At 60.3% G+C, this 15,003-nt stretch carries 15 protein-coding genes; 10 read left to right on the plus strand and 5 right to left on the minus strand.

Translation table 11 applies throughout. From position 1 onward, the window contains the following. Positions 1-22 precede the first annotated feature (22 nt). A complete protein-coding gene (locus AWB65_RS19290) occupies positions 23-1,171 on the minus strand; it encodes an SRPBCC family protein (protein ID WP_087668708.1) in 1,149 nt (382 codons plus the stop codon). A 166-nt stretch (positions 1,172-1,337) separates the two neighbouring features. Beyond that, on the minus strand, positions 1,338-2,264 hold the full coding sequence (locus tag AWB65_RS19295; protein ID WP_087668662.1) for a LysR family transcriptional regulator: 927 nt from the start codon (positions 2,262-2,264) through the stop codon (positions 1,338-1,340). A gap of 205 nt (positions 2,265-2,469) precedes the next feature. Here AWB65_RS19295 and AWB65_RS19300 point away from each other — a divergent pair, with 205 nt between their 5' ends. The 5 genes from AWB65_RS19300 to AWB65_RS19320 all read left to right on the plus strand — a co-directional run bounded on the left by AWB65_RS19300 (position 2,470) and on the right by AWB65_RS19320 (position 7,616). Further along, positions 2,470-3,789, plus strand: a complete 1,320-nt coding sequence (locus tag AWB65_RS19300; protein WP_087668663.1) for a flavin-containing monooxygenase — start codon at positions 2,470-2,472, stop codon at positions 3,787-3,789. A gap of 30 nt (positions 3,790-3,819) precedes the next feature. Next, on the plus strand, positions 3,820-4,257 hold the full coding sequence (locus tag AWB65_RS19305) for a RidA family protein (protein WP_087668664.1): 438 nt from the start codon (positions 3,820-3,822) through the stop codon (positions 4,255-4,257). A 10-nt stretch (positions 4,258-4,267) separates the two neighbouring features. Next, positions 4,268-4,945: a DUF1028 domain-containing protein gene (locus tag AWB65_RS19310; protein ID WP_087668665.1), complete on the plus strand. Its 678-nt coding sequence runs from the start codon at positions 4,268-4,270 to the stop codon at positions 4,943-4,945. Next, complete coding sequence (gene argE, locus AWB65_RS19315; RefSeq protein ID WP_087668666.1) at positions 4,938-6,101, plus strand: acetylornithine deacetylase; 1,164 nt, start codon at positions 4,938-4,940, stop codon at positions 6,099-6,101. Before AWB65_RS19310 ends, argE begins: the two co-directional genes overlap by 8 nt. Positions 6,102-6,194: 93 nt before the next feature. Then, positions 6,195-7,616 carry a purine-cytosine permease family protein gene (locus tag AWB65_RS19320; RefSeq protein WP_087668667.1) on the plus strand — a complete coding sequence of 474 codons (1,422 nt, stop codon included), beginning with the start codon at positions 6,195-6,197 and terminating at the stop codon, positions 7,614-7,616. Between the two features lie 5 nt (positions 7,617-7,621). On the opposite strand, the gene catC is transcribed toward AWB65_RS19320, so the two are convergent. The 3 genes from catC to AWB65_RS19335 all read right to left on the minus strand — a co-directional run bounded on the left by catC (position 7,622) and on the right by AWB65_RS19335 (position 10,094). Then, on the minus strand, positions 7,622-7,900 hold the full coding sequence (catC, locus tag AWB65_RS19325; protein WP_087668668.1) for a muconolactone Delta-isomerase: 279 nt from the start codon (positions 7,898-7,900) through the stop codon (positions 7,622-7,624). 34 nt (positions 7,901-7,934) lie between these two features. After that, positions 7,935-9,065 carry a muconate/chloromuconate family cycloisomerase gene (locus AWB65_RS19330; protein WP_087668669.1) on the minus strand — a complete coding sequence of 377 codons (1,131 nt, stop codon included), beginning with the start codon at positions 9,063-9,065 and terminating at the stop codon, positions 7,935-7,937. 108 nt (positions 9,066-9,173) lie between these two features. Next, complete coding sequence (locus tag AWB65_RS19335) at positions 9,174-10,094, minus strand: LysR family transcriptional regulator (RefSeq protein WP_087655373.1); 921 nt, start codon at positions 10,092-10,094, stop codon at positions 9,174-9,176. Between the two features lie 177 nt (positions 10,095-10,271). On the opposite strand from AWB65_RS19335, the gene catA reads away from it, so the two are divergent. The 5 genes from catA to benD all read left to right on the plus strand — a co-directional run bounded on the left by catA (position 10,272) and on the right by benD (position 14,996). Next, complete coding sequence (catA, locus tag AWB65_RS19340) at positions 10,272-11,207, plus strand: catechol 1,2-dioxygenase (protein WP_087668670.1); 936 nt, start codon at positions 10,272-10,274, stop codon at positions 11,205-11,207. A 111-nt stretch (positions 11,208-11,318) separates the two neighbouring features. Next, on the plus strand, positions 11,319-12,677 hold the full coding sequence (locus tag AWB65_RS19345; protein WP_087668671.1) for a Rieske 2Fe-2S domain-containing protein: 1,359 nt from the start codon (positions 11,319-11,321) through the stop codon (positions 12,675-12,677). After that, positions 12,674-13,162 (plus strand): benzoate 1,2-dioxygenase small subunit, encoded by a 489-nt coding sequence (gene benB / locus AWB65_RS19350; protein ID WP_087655376.1) that lies wholly within the window; start codon positions 12,674-12,676, stop codon positions 13,160-13,162. Before AWB65_RS19345 ends, benB begins: the two co-directional genes overlap by 4 nt. 38 nt (positions 13,163-13,200) lie before the next feature. Beyond that, the gene (benC, locus tag AWB65_RS19355) at positions 13,201-14,223 is read left to right on the plus strand and encodes a benzoate 1,2-dioxygenase electron transfer component BenC (RefSeq protein WP_087668672.1); all 1,023 of its coding nucleotides are present in this window, start codon (positions 13,201-13,203) and stop codon (positions 14,221-14,223) included. Then, complete coding sequence (gene benD, locus AWB65_RS19360) at positions 14,220-14,996, plus strand: benzoate diol dehydrogenase BenD (protein WP_087668673.1); 777 nt, start codon at positions 14,220-14,222, stop codon at positions 14,994-14,996. Before benC ends, benD begins: the two co-directional genes overlap by 4 nt. Positions 14,997-15,003 lie beyond the last annotated feature (7 nt).

Raw genomic sequence — 15,003 nt, forward strand, 5'->3', positions numbered from 1 at the left:
ATGGCACCCTGTCGATGGTTCTTTATGGCCGCGACACTTTCTGCGCGAGATAGCGCGCGAAGTCGTAGTTCGGCCGTTCGAGATGGCTCAGATGGCCGGGCTTCGCGAGCGGCGCCTGTACCCCGCGATAGACCGCCTGCACGCCACGCTTGTCCTCGGCATTGACTTCGTCGAGGAGCGCCTTAAGCGTCGCCATGTAATCGTTCGCCTTGGGATCGGCGATGAACTCGGGCGCAAGGCCGCCGCCGAAGCGGATATGCACGCGGCCGGTGCCTTGCGGCTGCAGCACGAGATACCAGAAGTAACCGGGCGTCAGCGTGACGAGATGCGTTGGATAGATCGCGAGAAGCGCGGTCGTCTTACGCCAGTGGCCCTGCAAGCGCTGATTGTCGGGATGCGCGTTGCCGATGGGCAGCGACGCTTCCTTCGTGATCCAGTGATAGTTGAACGCAGCGAGCCCGGGCGGACATTCCATCTCGTCGAGCCGCGAGTGCGGACCAACCGTCGCGCGATGCAGCATCGGCAAGTGATAGCTCTCCATGAAGTTCTCGGCGAGGATCTTCCAGTTGGTGTCCCAGACGTGCTCTTCATAGAAGGTTTCTATGTAATCGGCCATGCCGTAATCGCGGATCAGCATGTCCAGTTCGGCGAGTTGCGTGGCGACGGGCGGCGCATTCGTATCGAGCGTCACGTAGATCCAGCCTTGCCACACTTCGCAGCGCACCTTCGGCAGCGCATAGCTTTCCTTGCAGAAGCCTGACTGCCGATCCATCATCGGTGCGCCGCGCAGCCCGCCGTCGAGGTTGTAATTCCACGCGTGATACGGACACACGATCCGGCGGACGTTGCCGCGTCCTTCGAGCAGCACCGACATCCGATGCAGGCACACATTGGACATCGCGCGGATCGTATTCGTCTCGTCAAGCAACACGACCACGGGTTGTCCCGCGATCTGCGCGGTGAGATAGTCGCCCGGCGCGGCAAGTGCGCTCGCGCGACCCACGCATTGCCACTCACGCTGAAAGATCGTGCTTTCTTCGAGCGCCAGAAATTCAGGCGACGTATAGACGCCCGGCGGCATCGAGCGGGCATCGCTGAATGGCCGTTCGCATCCGGTTTGCAGGTCGTTCACCAGCGCTTCTACCGCTGTCGTTCGTGCCGCGTCTGCCATGAAGCCCTCCATGATCCATTCCTTCGGGAGCGCGCCAAGTGCTTGAGGCTTGCCGCGTTACGCTCATCATGGACATCAATCTATCAAGCCAAATTGCCAGTTAAAATATTGTTTTCGGATACAAAGCAAAGCTTTTGCCTATACAGCTTGCGAGTCTTCAGCGCTTTTACGTGTCGAGATGCAGTCGTCGAATATAGGTCTCGCAGAACGCTGAAAAGCGATGCACCACTTGTCGCGGCTTCATCGTGCGCGATTGCGCGATCCCCAGCGTCGTGGCGTTGACGCTGTCCTTGAAGTGCTTAATCACGAAGTCTTCGCCATCCACGGTGCGATTCGACTTCAGCGGAAAGTTGAGGATGCTGAAGCCGAGTCCGTTAGCCACCATGCCGCGCACCACCTCCGGCTGCGACGAGCGAAATGCGGGAACCGGCCGCGTGCCCACGGCATCGAAAAGCGCGGCGAAATACTCGCGGCTATGCGGCAGATCCAGCATCACATAAGGCTCGTGAAGCAAATCGGCGAGCGATACCTTGCGCGCGCGGGCGAGCCGGTGCGTCTTCGGCAGAATCGCGTAAGGCGGTAACGAAAGCAGCGGCGTAAAGGCGATTTCCTCGGTCAGATCGAGACTGTAGGTCAGGGCGATGTCGAGCGAACCGTCGTGCAGACCGCGTAGCAAGCCGTCCTGATGCGCCTCTACGGTGCGAAACGAAATGCCCGCGTGCTCGGCCGTGAACCGGCTGATGAGACCCGGCATCAATGGCGGCGCAAGCGAGACCAGACATCCCAACGCGATGGAACCCGTCACGCCGCCGTCCATTTCCTTGGCGGCCATTTGCAATTCTTCGGCGATCTTCAGCAGATTGCGCGCTTGCCCGAGCAGGTCGCGGCCGGCTTGCGTGAGTGATAGGCCGCTCGCGTGATGTCGTATGAAGAGTTGCACGCCGAACGAGACTTCGAGGTCCGCGAGCGCTGTTGAAATCGACGGTTGCGAGATGTGCAGACGCTTGGCGGCCGCCGTGAAAGAGAGCACTTCGGCGGTCACCACGAAATAGCGCAACTGACGCAGCGAGTAGCGCAAAGGGTGGCTTTCCATCGGAAACGCTCCATGTTCAGGCCTTGAATGCGCGCATTGTGACGCGCTCAAAATCGCTTGCATAGCCTAATTCGATGCAATGCATTTTTTAAATATGTTTTTCGGATTCTGTTTGAGGGCGTAAATTTTCCCCATGACGAACGGCCTGCGGCGACTTATCACGCTTAAGCCAATTGCTAAAAACGCCTTTCAGAAGGATATAGCCATGACAGTGGAAAGAACCTCAATCGATACGCTCATCGTCGGCGCCGGCCAGGCCGGCATTGCCATGAGCGAGCACCTGAGCAAGCTCGGCGTGCCGCATCTTGTTCTGGAACGCGATCGTATAGCCGAGCGCTGGCGCACAGGGCGATGGGACTCGCTCGTCGCTAACGGCCCTGCCTGGCACGATCGATTCCCGAATCTCGAATTCGACGATGTCGACCAGGACGGGTTCGCCTCCAAGGATCAGGTGGCGGATTACTTCGTCGCGTATGCACGTAAGTTCGACGCTCCGATCCGCACTGGCGTCGAAGTGAAGAAGGTCGTGCGTAACGCGGGGCGGCAGGGTTTTACGATCGATACATCGGAAGGCACGATCGAGGCTAACCGTGTGGTCGTCGCGACCGGGCCTTTTCAACGGCCCGTGATTCCGCCGATTGCTCCTAAAGGCGGCAATATCACGCAGATTCATTCCGCCGACTATCACAATCCCGCGCAGTTGCCCGAAGGCGGCGTGCTGGTCGTCGGCGCGGGTTCGTCGGGCGTGCAAATCGCCGATGAATTGCAGCGTGCGGGCAAGCAGGTATATCTCTCGGTGGGCGCGCACGATCGTCCGCCGCGCGCGTATCGCGGCCGCGATTTTTGCTGGTGGCTGGGCGTGCTCGGCGAATGGGATGCAGAGGTCATGAGACCGGGCAGGGAGCACGTCACCATCGCAGTGAGCGGGGCGCGCGGCGGCCAGACCGTGGACTTCCGGCGGCTTGCGCATCAAGGCATCACGCTCGTTGGTCTGACAAAATCATTCGATGACGGCGTCGTGACGTTCGAAGCCGATCTCGCCGAGAACATTGCGCGCGGCGACGAGAACTACCTGACGCTATTGAATGCGGCTGATGCTTATGTCGCCCGCAACGGTCTCGACCTTCCGGACGATCCAGAAGCCCGCATCATTCCCGCCGATCCGGAATGCATGACGCATCCGCTCAGCGAACTCGATCTCGCCAAAGCGGGCGTGACGTCGATCATCTGGGCAACCGGCTATGCGGTGGATTTCAACTGGCTCGATGTCGACACGTTCGACGAGAAGGGCAAGCCCAGGCATCAGCGAGGCGTGTCCAAAGAGCCCGGCATCTATTTTCTGGGCCTGCCCTGGTTGTCGCGCCGAGGCTCCGCTTTCATCTGGGGTGTCTGGCACGATGCCAGGCATATCGCCGACCATATCGTCACGCAGCGCAAGTACCTCGAATATCGCGATGCCTCGCAGCGTCGTGCAGAGGACCGTTGCACCGAGAGCGCACCATGCGTTCACAACGTTTGCGCTTAACTCATTTCTTTTTAGCATCGAGGTAGATCAATGACCCAGCCTACGCACACCCGCATTCGCATGTTCAACACGAAGGACACGTACCCGAACCAGACGCTGGACAACGATCTTTGTCAGGCTGTGCGCGCCGGTAATACCGTGTATGTGCGCGGTCAGGTCGGTACGGATTTTGAAGGCAATCTCGTCGGTCTCGGCGATCCGCGCGCCCAGGCCGAGCAGGCGATGAAGAACCTTAAGCAACTGCTGGAGGAAGCGGGCAGCGACATGACTCATATTGTCAAGACCACGACCTACCTGACCGACCCGCGTTATCGCGAGCCGGTGTATCAGGAAGTCGGCAAGTGGCTCAAGGGCGTGTTTCCGATTTCGACCGGCCTTGTCGTGGGCGCTTTGGGACAACCGCAATGGTTGATGGAGATCGATGTGATCGCAGTCATCCCGGATGGCTGGACGTCGCCTCAGGCCTAAGGAGCAGCGCATGACATTCTCCATCATCGGACGTTGTCAGGAATCCGGGCAGCTTGGAATCGCGATCAGTTCATCGAGTATCGCCGTGGGCGCACGATGCCCGTGGGTGCGTGCGGGTGTTGGGGCGGTGGCGACGCAGAACGTTACGCTGCCTGCGCTCGGTCCGCAGATTCTCGACCTGCTCGAAACGAAGCAGTTCGATCCGCAATCGGCGCTGGACCATGCGCTCGGTGCGAACGACTATAGCGAATATCGTCAGGTGACGGTCATCGATACGAATGGACGCACCGCATTCTTCAGCGGCAAGGAAGCGCTTGGGATCTACACCGCTGTGGCGGGAGAGCAGTGCGTCGCAGCGGGCAACATGCTGGCGGGGACTCACGTCATCGAAGCGATGGTTCCGGCCTTTCAGAATACGCAAGGCTCGCTTGCCGACCGGCTGCTCGCGGCCATGCACGCCGCAATGACGGCCGGTGGCGAAGCGGGGCCGGTGCATTCGGCGGCGCTGAAGATTGCGGGCGACCCTATCTGGCCGATCGTCGATCTGCGGGTCGACTGGGCCGACGATGACCCCATCGGTCAGCTTGATAGCCTCTGGCAAGCGTATCGTCCGCAGATGCAGGACTACGTGACCCGCGCTTTGAATCCGACAGCCGCGCCCAGCTATGGAGTGCCCGGCAATGAATGAGATGTCGAGCCGCGATCTGCTCGAACGGCTGATCGGCTTCGCGACAGTCAGCCGGCATTCGAACCTCGAACTGATCGATTTCATTCGGCAATATCTGGCTGACCTTGGCGTCGAGAGCGAGCTGTTTTACAACGTTGAGCGCACGAAGGCCAATCTGTTCGCGACCATCGGTCCCAGTGACCGAAGCGGTATCGTGCTTTCAGGCCACACCGATGTGGTCCCTGTCGATGGACAGGATTGGACCTTTGATCCGTTCACGCTCACCGAGAAAGACGGGCGGCTATACGGCCGCGGCACGGCGGACATGAAGGGCTTCATCGCTTCGGTGCTGGCGGCGGTACCACGCTTTATCGAGCGATCGCTGAGGCTGCCGGTGCATCTCGCCTTCTCGTATGACGAGGAAGTCGGATGCCTCGGTGTGCGGCCGATGCTGGCCGAGCTTGAAAAGCGTCGGTTGAAGCCCGTCTTGTGCCTGATCGGCGAGCCGACCGAACTCAAACCGGTGCTAGGTCACAAGGGCAAGCTGGCGATGCGATGCCATGTCAAAGGCGCCGCGTGCCACTCCGCTTACGCGCCTTATGGTGTCAACGCGATCCAGTATGCAGCGCGACTGATCAACCGACTGGAGGAGATCGGCGAGCAGTTGGCGCGGCCTGCATATCACGATGAGCGTTTCGATCCGCCGTTCTCGACCGTGCAGACTGGCGTGATAGAAGGAGGGCGAGCGCTCAACATCGTGCCCGCGGAATGCCAGTTCGATTTCGAGGTGCGCGCGCTTCCGGGCTTCGATGCGAATCGGGTGACCGACGAACTACAGACCTTCGCCGAAGTCGAGTTGCTGCCAAAGATGCGTGCGGTGAAGTCCGATGCCGGCATACGCCTGCAAGCGCTCAGCGCATATCCGGGATTGGCCACGCCGCCCGACAGCGAAGCCGCACGTTTGCTCGCGTTACTCGCTGGCTCCGCGGAGTTCGGTACGGTCGCCTTTGGTACCGAGGGCGGACTCTTCGATCAGGCCGGCATTCCCACGGTGGTGTGCGGACCCGGAAGCATGGACCAGGGGCACAAGCCGGACGAATTCGTCACCATCGAGCAGTTGAACAACTGCGATGCCCTGCTGGCTCGCCTCGCCGATTACCTCTCCAAGCCGTCCTGAAAGACGCCGCGTAGGAGCATCTACCTTTGATTGCCCCAAGTACGGCCCGACCGTACAACGAGCGCGCTCGTCCGCGCAAAACAGGAGACGAAGTTGAATACTCAAGAACGCAATGCTTCACCGTTGATCGAGAAGCACACCATCGGCTATGTGCCACCTGAAGATCGTCATGGAAAGGTGCGCGATCTGTTCACGCTGTGGTTCGGCGGGAATATTGCGCCATTGCCGATCGTGACCGGCGCGCTCGGCGTCCAGATCTTCCATTTGAATCTGGTGTGGGGAATCGTGGCGATCATCGTGGGTCAGGTTGTCGGTGGCGTGCTGATGGCCTTGCATTCGGCGCAGGGACCGCAGATGGGCATCCCGCAGATGATCCAGAGCCGCGCGCAGTTCGGCTCATGGGGCGCACTGCTCGTCACCGTGATCGCGGGCGTGATGTATGTCGGCTTCTTTGCTTCGAATATCGTGCTTGCCGGGAAGTCGCTTCACGGCATCGAAAACTCCGTATCGGTGCCGGTGGGTATCGTGATCGGCGCGGTGGGATCGGGGCTGATCGGGATTATCGGATACCGGTTCATTCATATTCTGAACCGCGTCGGAACCTGGGTGCTTGGGATCGGCATCTGCATCGGTTTCGGCTACATCCTCACGCATATCGCAACGGACGACTTCTTCACGCGCGGCGGCTTCAACTTCGCCGGCTGGCTCGCGACCGTCTCGCTGTCCGCACTCTGGCAGATTGCTTTCGCGCCCTACGTCTCCGATTATTCGCGTTACCTGCCAGCCAGCGTGCGCGTCGCATCGACGTTCTGGGCGACCTATCTTGGCTGCACAATCGGCTCGACGCTCGCGTTCGTCTTCGGCGCGGTCGCGGTGCTCGCGGTCCCGCCGGGCGCTGACGCAATGGACGCCGTCAAGCTGGCGACCGGTCCGCTCGGGCTGCCGATGCTCGTGCTTTTCCTGCTGAGCGTGATCAGCCATAACGCGTTGAATCTGTACGGCGCGGTGCTCGCGGTCATCACGTCGCTGCAAACCTTCGCTTATCGCTGGATTCCGACGGCCAAGGCGCGAGCAGTGCTCTCCGTCGTCATTCTGATGGCGTGTTGCTACGGAGCGATCGGCGCTTCGACGAATTTCGTCGGCAACCTGGTCGATCTCGTGCTCGCTTTGCTCGTCGTGCTCGTGCCGTGGACGGCCATCAACCTGATCGACTTTTATGTGATCCACAAAGGGAAATACGACATCCAGTCGATTTTCAAAGTGGACGGCGGCATCTACGGCCGCTTCAATCCACAAGCGCTGATGGCTTACGCGATCGGTATCGCCGTGCAGATTCCGTTCATGAACACGCCGATGTATGCGGGTCCCGTGCCCAAGTATCTCGACGGCGCCGATCTCTCCTGGGTCATCGGGCTGCTGCTCACGTCACCGCTGTACTACTGGCTCGCGTCGCGCGATACCGTTTATCGGCGCAGGCAACGGAATGCCGCTGTCGCGCCGAACGCGGCCCGCTAATCGCGTCAGCGAATCGACGAAGGGTGGCGCGCAAGCGGCGTCACCTGCATCGTCATATAAGGAAAGAGCGGAAGGCCGGACAGCAGCGTATGCAGCTCGTCATGCGAATCGACATCGAACACGCTGTAGTTCGCATACTCGCCGACCACACGATGCAATTGCTGCCACTTGCCTTGCCGCTGCAGGTCTTGCGAATAGGCCTTCTCGCGCGCCTTGATTTCCTCCGCGATGGGCGCGGGCATGTCATGCGGCAAATGAACATCCATTCTCACCAGATAAAGCATGTTGTCTCCTCGAAATAATCGTTAAAGCTGGATATCAAACCGATGCCTTGTCGCGGCGATAGAACGCGAGCTTGTCTTCATCGATGGCGAGCCCAAGGCCCGCGCCGCTCGGCAGGTGCAGATCGAAGTCGCGATATTGCGGACGCGCCGTGACGATGTCATCTTTAAGCAATAGCGGCCCGAACAGCTCCGTGCCCCAAGCGAGTTGCGGCAACGCGCTAAAGCCATGCGCCGAAGCGATCGAGCCGATGCTCCCTTCGAGCATCGTGCCGCCATACAGCGCGACGCCCGCTGCATCGGCGACGGCGGCCGTGCGCAACATCCCGTAGATCCCGCCCGACTTCGCGATCTTCAGCGCGAAGACATCGGCACATGCGCCGCGCACGAGTTCGATCGCATCTTCGGGCCCCGTGACGGCTTCGTCGGCCATGATCGGCACGACAAAGCGCGCGGCGAGCCGCGCCAGCGCGCCGCGTTGCTCGCGCGGCGTCGGCTGCTCGATCAGGTCGATGCCTGCCGCTTCGAGTGCGGCGATGCCGGTCGCGGCATCCGCTTCGTTCCACGCCTGGTTGACGTCCACGGTCACCTTCGCGCGATCCCCGAGCGCGCGCTTGATCGCGGACACGTGCGCCACGTCGTCGCGCACGCTGCGACGCCCGATCTTGAGCTTGAACGTGTTGTGCCGACGTTCGGCGAGCAGCATCTCCGCTTCTTCGATGTCGCGCTGCGTGTCGCCGCTCGCGAGCGTCCAGAGAACCGGCAGCGTCTTGCGCACCGATCCCCCGAGCAGCGTCGCGACTGAAACACCGAGGCGCTTGCCCTGTGCATCGAGCAACGCCGTTTCGAGCGCGCTCTTGGCGAAGCGATTGCCGCGCGCGATCTTGTTCAGCTTCGCCATCGCGGCGTTGATGTTCGTGGCATCGAGACCGGCGAGCGCGGGCGCAAGGTAGGTATCGATGGTCAGCTTGATGCCTTCGGGGCTTTCCTCGCCGTAAGACAGGCCGCCAATCGTGGTGGCTTCGCCAATCCCTTCGATGCCATCGCTTGAACGAAGGCGGACGATGACGAGAGTTTGTTGCTGCATCGTCGCCATGGCTAGCTGATGCGCGCGAATGGTCGGGAGGTCAACCAGAATCGCTTCGACGGAGGTGATTTGGGCGTTCATACCTTAAAGGGCGGAGTGGTGGGGTTGCTGAAGTATTGCGCGCCCAATAAACCCTTGTCCAAGACCGATAACGTCTAGTGCCATACTCCGGGGGTATATCCGGCGTGATCAGCCCCGGTCGGTGCGGGGCACATAGGCGATGTTTTCCTCGTCGTACAGCCGATAGATGAGTTCGAGCATCTCCCGAATGTCGCGCGATTCGTCGAGCATGCGCATGCTCATGATGATCGGCGAGACGAGCGTCGGGTCGTCCAGCTCCTTATAGCTCACGTCGTCGCGCTTCAGGCCGTACACGCTGCTCGGAACAATCGAGATGCCTTCTCCCGCTGCCACGAGACCCAGCGCAATCTGCAATTCACGGACTTCATATATCTTGCGCGGCTCGAGCGCGCGGTCCTTGAACGCCGCAAGCACCTGGTCCGCATAGCTGGGCCGCGGTGCCTTAGGGAAAACGATAAGCGTCTCGTTAAGCAGATCGCGAAGCGCGAGGATGGGTTTCGCAAGCGAAAGCGGATGGCCCTCCGGAAGCGCGACGATCATCTTCTCCTCGCGAAGAATCACGCGGCGGATGTTCGCGTCCTCATGCCGGATACGGCCAAATCCTACGTCGATACGACCATCCTTTAGCGCCCTGATCTGATCCATCGTCGACATTTCGTGGAGGCTCAACTCGACGGTAGTGTTCTCGTCGCGGAAGCGCCGGATGATTTTCGGCAGCATCCCGTAAAGCGTCGAACCGACGAAACCGACTGAAAGACTGCGCTCGATGGTGCCCACGCGCCTCGTCATCGATTCAAGCTCGGCTGTCTGCGCGAGCAGCTGCGCGGCATGGGAATAGAAGAACTTGCCCGTCTCCGTGAGCTTCAGCGGGCGCGAACTGCGCTCCAGTAGCTGAACGCCGAGGGTCTCTTCCAGTTGTTGTATCTGACGGCTCAGAGGAGGCTGTGCGATGTGCAGCCGCTGGGCTGCGCGCGTGAAATTGCGTTCCTCGGCTACAGCTACGAAATAGCGCAGATGCCGCAACTCCATCTCGATACCTCCTGGATATGGCCCGATACTAAATCAGTGTTGGACTGGCCGTTCAGGCGTCCATTATTCTTCATTCACACTCAGTTTCAGCACCGGATTATACCTTCTAAACATAGCGATACCGGTGTCGAATCAAGGGTTAACCCCACCAGAAAAGAGATTCAGGAGCAGACGATCATGAGCGTGAAAGTGTTCGATACGAAGGAAGTGCAGGACTTGCTGAAAGCCGCCGCCAATCTGGGCAGCCAGGACGGCAATCCTCGCGCCAAGCAGATTGTCCAGCGGCTCCTGGGCGATTTGTTCAAGGCGATCGACGACCTCGACATGACGCCCGATGAAATCTGGGCCGGCGTCCATTACTTCAACAAGCTCGGCCAGGACGGCGAAGCCGCGTTGCTCGCCGCCGGCCTCGGCCTGGAAAAATACCTCGACATCCGCATGGACGCCGAGGACCGCGAAGCCGACATCAACGGCGGCACGCCGCGCACGATCGAAGGCCCGCTTTACGTGGCCGGTGCGCCGGAGCGCGTAGGCGTATCGAAGATCGACCTCGATCCTGATGCCGAGTCCGGCCCGCTGGTGATTCGCGGCACCGTAACCGGCCCTGACGGCAAGCCCGTTGCCGATGCACTCGTCGAATGCTGGCACGCCAACTCGAAAGGCTTCTATTCGCACTTCGACCCCACCGGCGCGCAAAGCGACTTCAATCTGCGCGGAGCGGTCAAGACAGGCGCGGATGGCAAGTACGAATTTCGCACGCTCATGCCGGTGGGTTACGGCTGCCCGCCGCACGGCGCGACGCAGCAGCTGCTGAACACGCTCGCCCGCCACGGCAACCGTCCGGCGCACGTGCACTTCTTCGTCACCACCGACAAGTACCGCAAGCTGACGACGCAGATCAACATCGAAGGCGACCCGCTGATCTGGGACGACTTCGCCTACGCCACCCGTGAAGACCTGATTCCGCATGTCGTCGAAAAGACGGGCGGCACGGCGCTCGGCATGAAAGACGATACATACAAGGACATCGAGTTCAACATCGAGTTGACTCCGCTGGTCCAGGGCAAGGACAACCAGCTCGTCCACCGTCTGCGTGCTTCGGCCACGGCGTAATCGCCCGACGCGGCGGCTAATCAGCGACCCTGCCGCCGCTCAATTCTTCGCAAGAATCCTTCGATACCACTGCTAGCGCTCCATCGTCTGGAGCACGCATGGAGAGCACACATGTCCGTCATTACCAACAAAGCCACGCAACTGGATGAACTGCTGAATACCGCCGTCCAAGATGACAAGGAAGCTGGCGTCTTCCGTTGCCGCCGCGATATCTTCACGAACGTCGACCTGTACGAACTGGAGATGAAGCACATCTTCGAAAGCAACTGGGTGTATCTGGCGCATGAAAGCCAGATTCCGAACAACAACGATTACTACACGACGTGGATCGGCCGTCAGCCCATCGTCATCACGCGCGACAAGACCGGCGAACTGCACGCGGTCATCAACGCCTGCGCCCACAAGGGTGCGATGCTGTGCCGCAAAAAGCATGGCAACAAGGGCAGCTTCACCTGCCCGTTTCATGGCTGGAGTTTTTCCAACACGGGCAAGCTGCTGAAAGTGAAGGACGTGAAGACCACTGAATATCCGGTGCAATTCAATACGCACGGTTCGCATGACCTGAGAAAAGTCGCGCGCTTTCAGAGCTATCGCGGCTTCCTCTTCGGCAGCCTCAACGCAGACGTCTTGCCGCTGGAAGACTACCTCGGCGAAACCAAGGTGATCATCGACCAGATCGTCGATCAGGCGCCGGAAGGGCTCGAAGTGCTGCGCGGAAATTCCTCGTACATCTACGACGGCAACTGGAAGATGCAGATGGAAAACGGCTGCGACGGGTATCACGTCAGCACCGTTCACTGGAACTACGCCGCGACGATGGACCGTCGCAAGGTCGACGGCACGAAGGCGGTTGATGCCAATAGCTGGAGCAAGTCGGTAGCGGGCGTGTACGGGTTCGACCACGGCCACATCCTGTTGTGGACCAAAACGATGAACCCGGAAGTGCGACCGGTGTATCAATACCGCGATGAAATCAAGGCGCGTGTTGGTGAAGTGAAAGCGGATTTCATCGTCAACCAGACTCGCAACCTGTGCCTGTATCCGAACGTGTTCCTGATGGACCAGTTCAGCACGCAGATTCGCGTGATACGTCCGCTCGGCGTGGACAAGACTGAGGTCTCCATTTTCTGCTTCGCGCCGAAGGGCGAGAACGCAACGGACCGAGCGACCCGCATCCGTCAATACGAAGACTTCTTCAACGTCTCGGGAATGGGCACGGCTGACGACCTCGAAGAGTTCCGCGCGTGTCAGGTTGGTTATGCCGGCACTACCGCGCTGTGGAACGATCTTTCGCGCGGCGCGCCGCTGTGGGTCGAAGGGCCGGACGCGAACGCCAAGAACATGGGTATCAAGCCGCTCATCTCGGGTGAGCGTAGCGAAGACGAAGGTCTCTTCGTAGTTCAGCACGAATACTGGGTGAACGTGATGCGCGACGCGCTGAAAAAGGAACAAACGGAGGCACTGGCATGAGCTTCGACTATCAAAAAATCTGCGCGGTCCTGTACCGCGAGGCGCGTCTGCTCGATGACCGCCAATGGGACGAATGGCTCGCCTGCTATGCCGAGGACGTCACCTACTGGATGCCGGCGTGGGACGACGACGATCAACTCACCGACGACCATGAGAGCCAGATCTCGTTGATGTACTACCCGGACCGTGGCGGCCTGGAAGATCGTGTGTTTCGCATCAAGACCGAGCGCAGCGGCGCTTCGATGCCTGAGCCGCGCACGAGCCACAACGTGACCAACGTGGAAGTGCTGGCGCAACGCGATAACGAAGTGGACGTGCGCTACAACTTCAACACGCTCAGCCATCGCTACAAGATGACCGATCAATTTTTCGGCACGATGTTCGTCACGTTGCGAAGGGTCGATGATGCCTTGCTGATTGCCAGCAAACGTATCGCGCTGAAGAACGACTATATCCGCCAGGTGCTCGACGTCTACCACGTGTAACGTCGAATGTCGGCAGGAAATTGAAGGTAGGAGACAACATGTCCAGCTACAAAATTGCACTGAATTTCGAAGACGGCGTAACGCGTTTCGTCGAATGCAAGCCGGGTCAAAAGGTGCTCGATGCGGCGTTCCGCGCGAAGATCAACTTGCCGATGGATTGCTCCGACGGCGTCTGCGGCACTTGCAAGTGCCGCGCCGAGAGCGGCCGCTACGACCTCGGCGACGAGTACATCGAAGAGGCGCTGAGCGAAGACGAGAAAGATAGCGGCCTCGTCCTCACGTGTCAGATGGTGCCGACAAGCGATTGCGTGATTTCGGTGCCCGCGTCGTCCACCGCGTGCAAGACGGAGCAGAGCAAGTTCGCCGCGACAGTATCGAAGGTGGAACCGCATAACGACGCGGCCGTCGTGCTCGAATTGGACGTGGATGCGAACGCACCCGTATTCCTGCCGGGTCAGTATGTCAATATCGATGTGCCTGGCAGTGGCCAGCATCGTTCGTATTCGTTCTCGTCCGGGCCGGGTCAGTCGAAGATCAGTTTTCTGATCAAGCGCATTCCCGGTGGCGTGATGAGTACTTGGCTCGACGCCGCCCAACCGGGCCACAAGCTCGAACTGATCGGGCCGCTCGGGAGCTTCTATCTGCGCGCCGTGGAGCGGCCGTTGCTGTTCCTCGCGGGCGGTACGGGCTTGGCGCCCTTCCTGTCGATGCTGGAAGTGCTGGTACGCACCGAATCGGATCAGAAGGTCCACCTGATTTACGGCGTGACGCGAGACCTCGATCTGGTGCAGGTCGAGGCAATCGAAGCGTACACGGCGAAGCTGCCGAACTTCAGCTACTCCACGGTCGTGGCCGAAGCGGAGTCGAGCCATCCGCGCAAGGGTTGGGTCACGCAACACATCCCCGCCGACGCACTGAATGACGGCGACGTAGACGTATATCTGTGCGGGCCGCCGCCGATGGTCGATGCTGTGCGCAAGCACTTCGACGACACCGGCGTGAAGCCGAACAGCTTCCACTACGAGAAGTTCACGCCCAACGTCGCGCCGAGGGCCGCATGAGCACACAACGATTTGCCGGCAAGGTCATCATCGTGACCGGCGCGGCGCAGGGCATCGGCCGCAGTGTAGCGTTGCGTGCGGCGGCCGAGGGCGCCAGAGTGCTGTTCGTCGATCGCGCGGACTTCGTTTCCGAAGTGGCCGCCGAAGCGAAGGACGCGGACACGGCGGGATTCGTCGCCGACCTCGAAACGTATGAAGGCGCGAAGTCCACGATGGATTTTGCGGTGCGCGAGTTCGGCGGCATCGACATCCTGATCAACGGTGTCGGCGGCGCGATTCGCATGCGTCCGTTCGGCGAGTTCGAACCTGCACAGATCGATGCGGAAATTCGTCGTTCGCTGATGCCGACCCTGTATGCGTGCCACGCGGTGTTGCCGCATCTGATCGAGCGTGGTGGTGGAACCATCGTCAACATTTCCTCCAACGCCACACGCGGGATACGTCGTGTGCCGTATTCGGCGGCGAAGGGCGGTGTCAACGCGATGACGCAGTCGCTCGCGATGGAATACGCTGAGCACAACATCCGCGTGGTCGCCACGGCGCCGGGCGGGACAGATGCGCCTCCACGACGCGTGCCGCGCAATACCGCCGGCGACAGCGAGCAAGAAAAGGCGTGGATGGGCGAAGCGGTAAAGCAGGTTACTGAGTCGACGTTTCTCAAGCGCTATGGCAGCATCGACGAACAGGTCGCACCGATTCTGTTCCTCGCGTCGGACGAGGCGGGGTATATCACAGGGACCGTGTTGCCGGTTGCTGGCGGGGATTTGGGCTGAGCCATGA

The organism is Caballeronia humi (genome assembly GCF_001544475.1).
In the GTDB taxonomy this organism is placed as follows: domain Bacteria; phylum Pseudomonadota; class Gammaproteobacteria; order Burkholderiales; family Burkholderiaceae; genus Caballeronia; species Caballeronia humi.

Excerpts from the sequence above, each read along its gene's own strand:
- AWB65_RS19290 (WP_087668708.1), bottom strand. The coding sequence starts at position 1,171 with ATGGCAGACGCGGCACGAACGACAGCGGTAGAAGCGCTGGTGAACGAC.
- AWB65_RS19295 (WP_087668662.1), bottom strand. The coding sequence starts at position 2,264 with ATGGAAAGCCACCCTTTGCGCTACTCGCTGCGTCAGTTGCGCTATTTC.
- AWB65_RS19300 (WP_087668663.1), top strand. The coding sequence starts at position 2,470 with ATGACAGTGGAAAGAACCTCAATCGATACGCTCATCGTCGGCGCCGGC.
- AWB65_RS19305 (WP_087668664.1), top strand. The coding sequence starts at position 3,820 with ATGACCCAGCCTACGCACACCCGCATTCGCATGTTCAACACGAAGGAC.
- AWB65_RS19310 (WP_087668665.1), top strand. The coding sequence starts at position 4,268 with ATGACATTCTCCATCATCGGACGTTGTCAGGAATCCGGGCAGCTTGGA.
- argE (WP_087668666.1), top strand. The coding sequence starts at position 4,938 with ATGAATGAGATGTCGAGCCGCGATCTGCTCGAACGGCTGATCGGCTTC.
- catC (WP_087668668.1), bottom strand. The coding sequence starts at position 7,900 with ATGCTTTATCTGGTGAGAATGGATGTTCATTTGCCGCATGACATGCCC.
- AWB65_RS19330 (WP_087668669.1), bottom strand. The coding sequence starts at position 9,065 with ATGAACGCCCAAATCACCTCCGTCGAAGCGATTCTGGTTGACCTCCCG.
- AWB65_RS19335 (WP_087655373.1), bottom strand. The coding sequence starts at position 10,094 with ATGGAGTTGCGGCATCTGCGCTATTTCGTAGCTGTAGCCGAGGAACGC.
- catA (WP_087668670.1), top strand. The coding sequence starts at position 10,272 with ATGAGCGTGAAAGTGTTCGATACGAAGGAAGTGCAGGACTTGCTGAAA.
- AWB65_RS19345 (WP_087668671.1), top strand. The coding sequence starts at position 11,319 with ATGTCCGTCATTACCAACAAAGCCACGCAACTGGATGAACTGCTGAAT.
- benB (WP_087655376.1), top strand. The coding sequence starts at position 12,674 with ATGAGCTTCGACTATCAAAAAATCTGCGCGGTCCTGTACCGCGAGGCG.
- benC (WP_087668672.1), top strand. The coding sequence starts at position 13,201 with ATGTCCAGCTACAAAATTGCACTGAATTTCGAAGACGGCGTAACGCGT.
- benD (WP_087668673.1), top strand. The coding sequence starts at position 14,220 with ATGAGCACACAACGATTTGCCGGCAAGGTCATCATCGTGACCGGCGCG.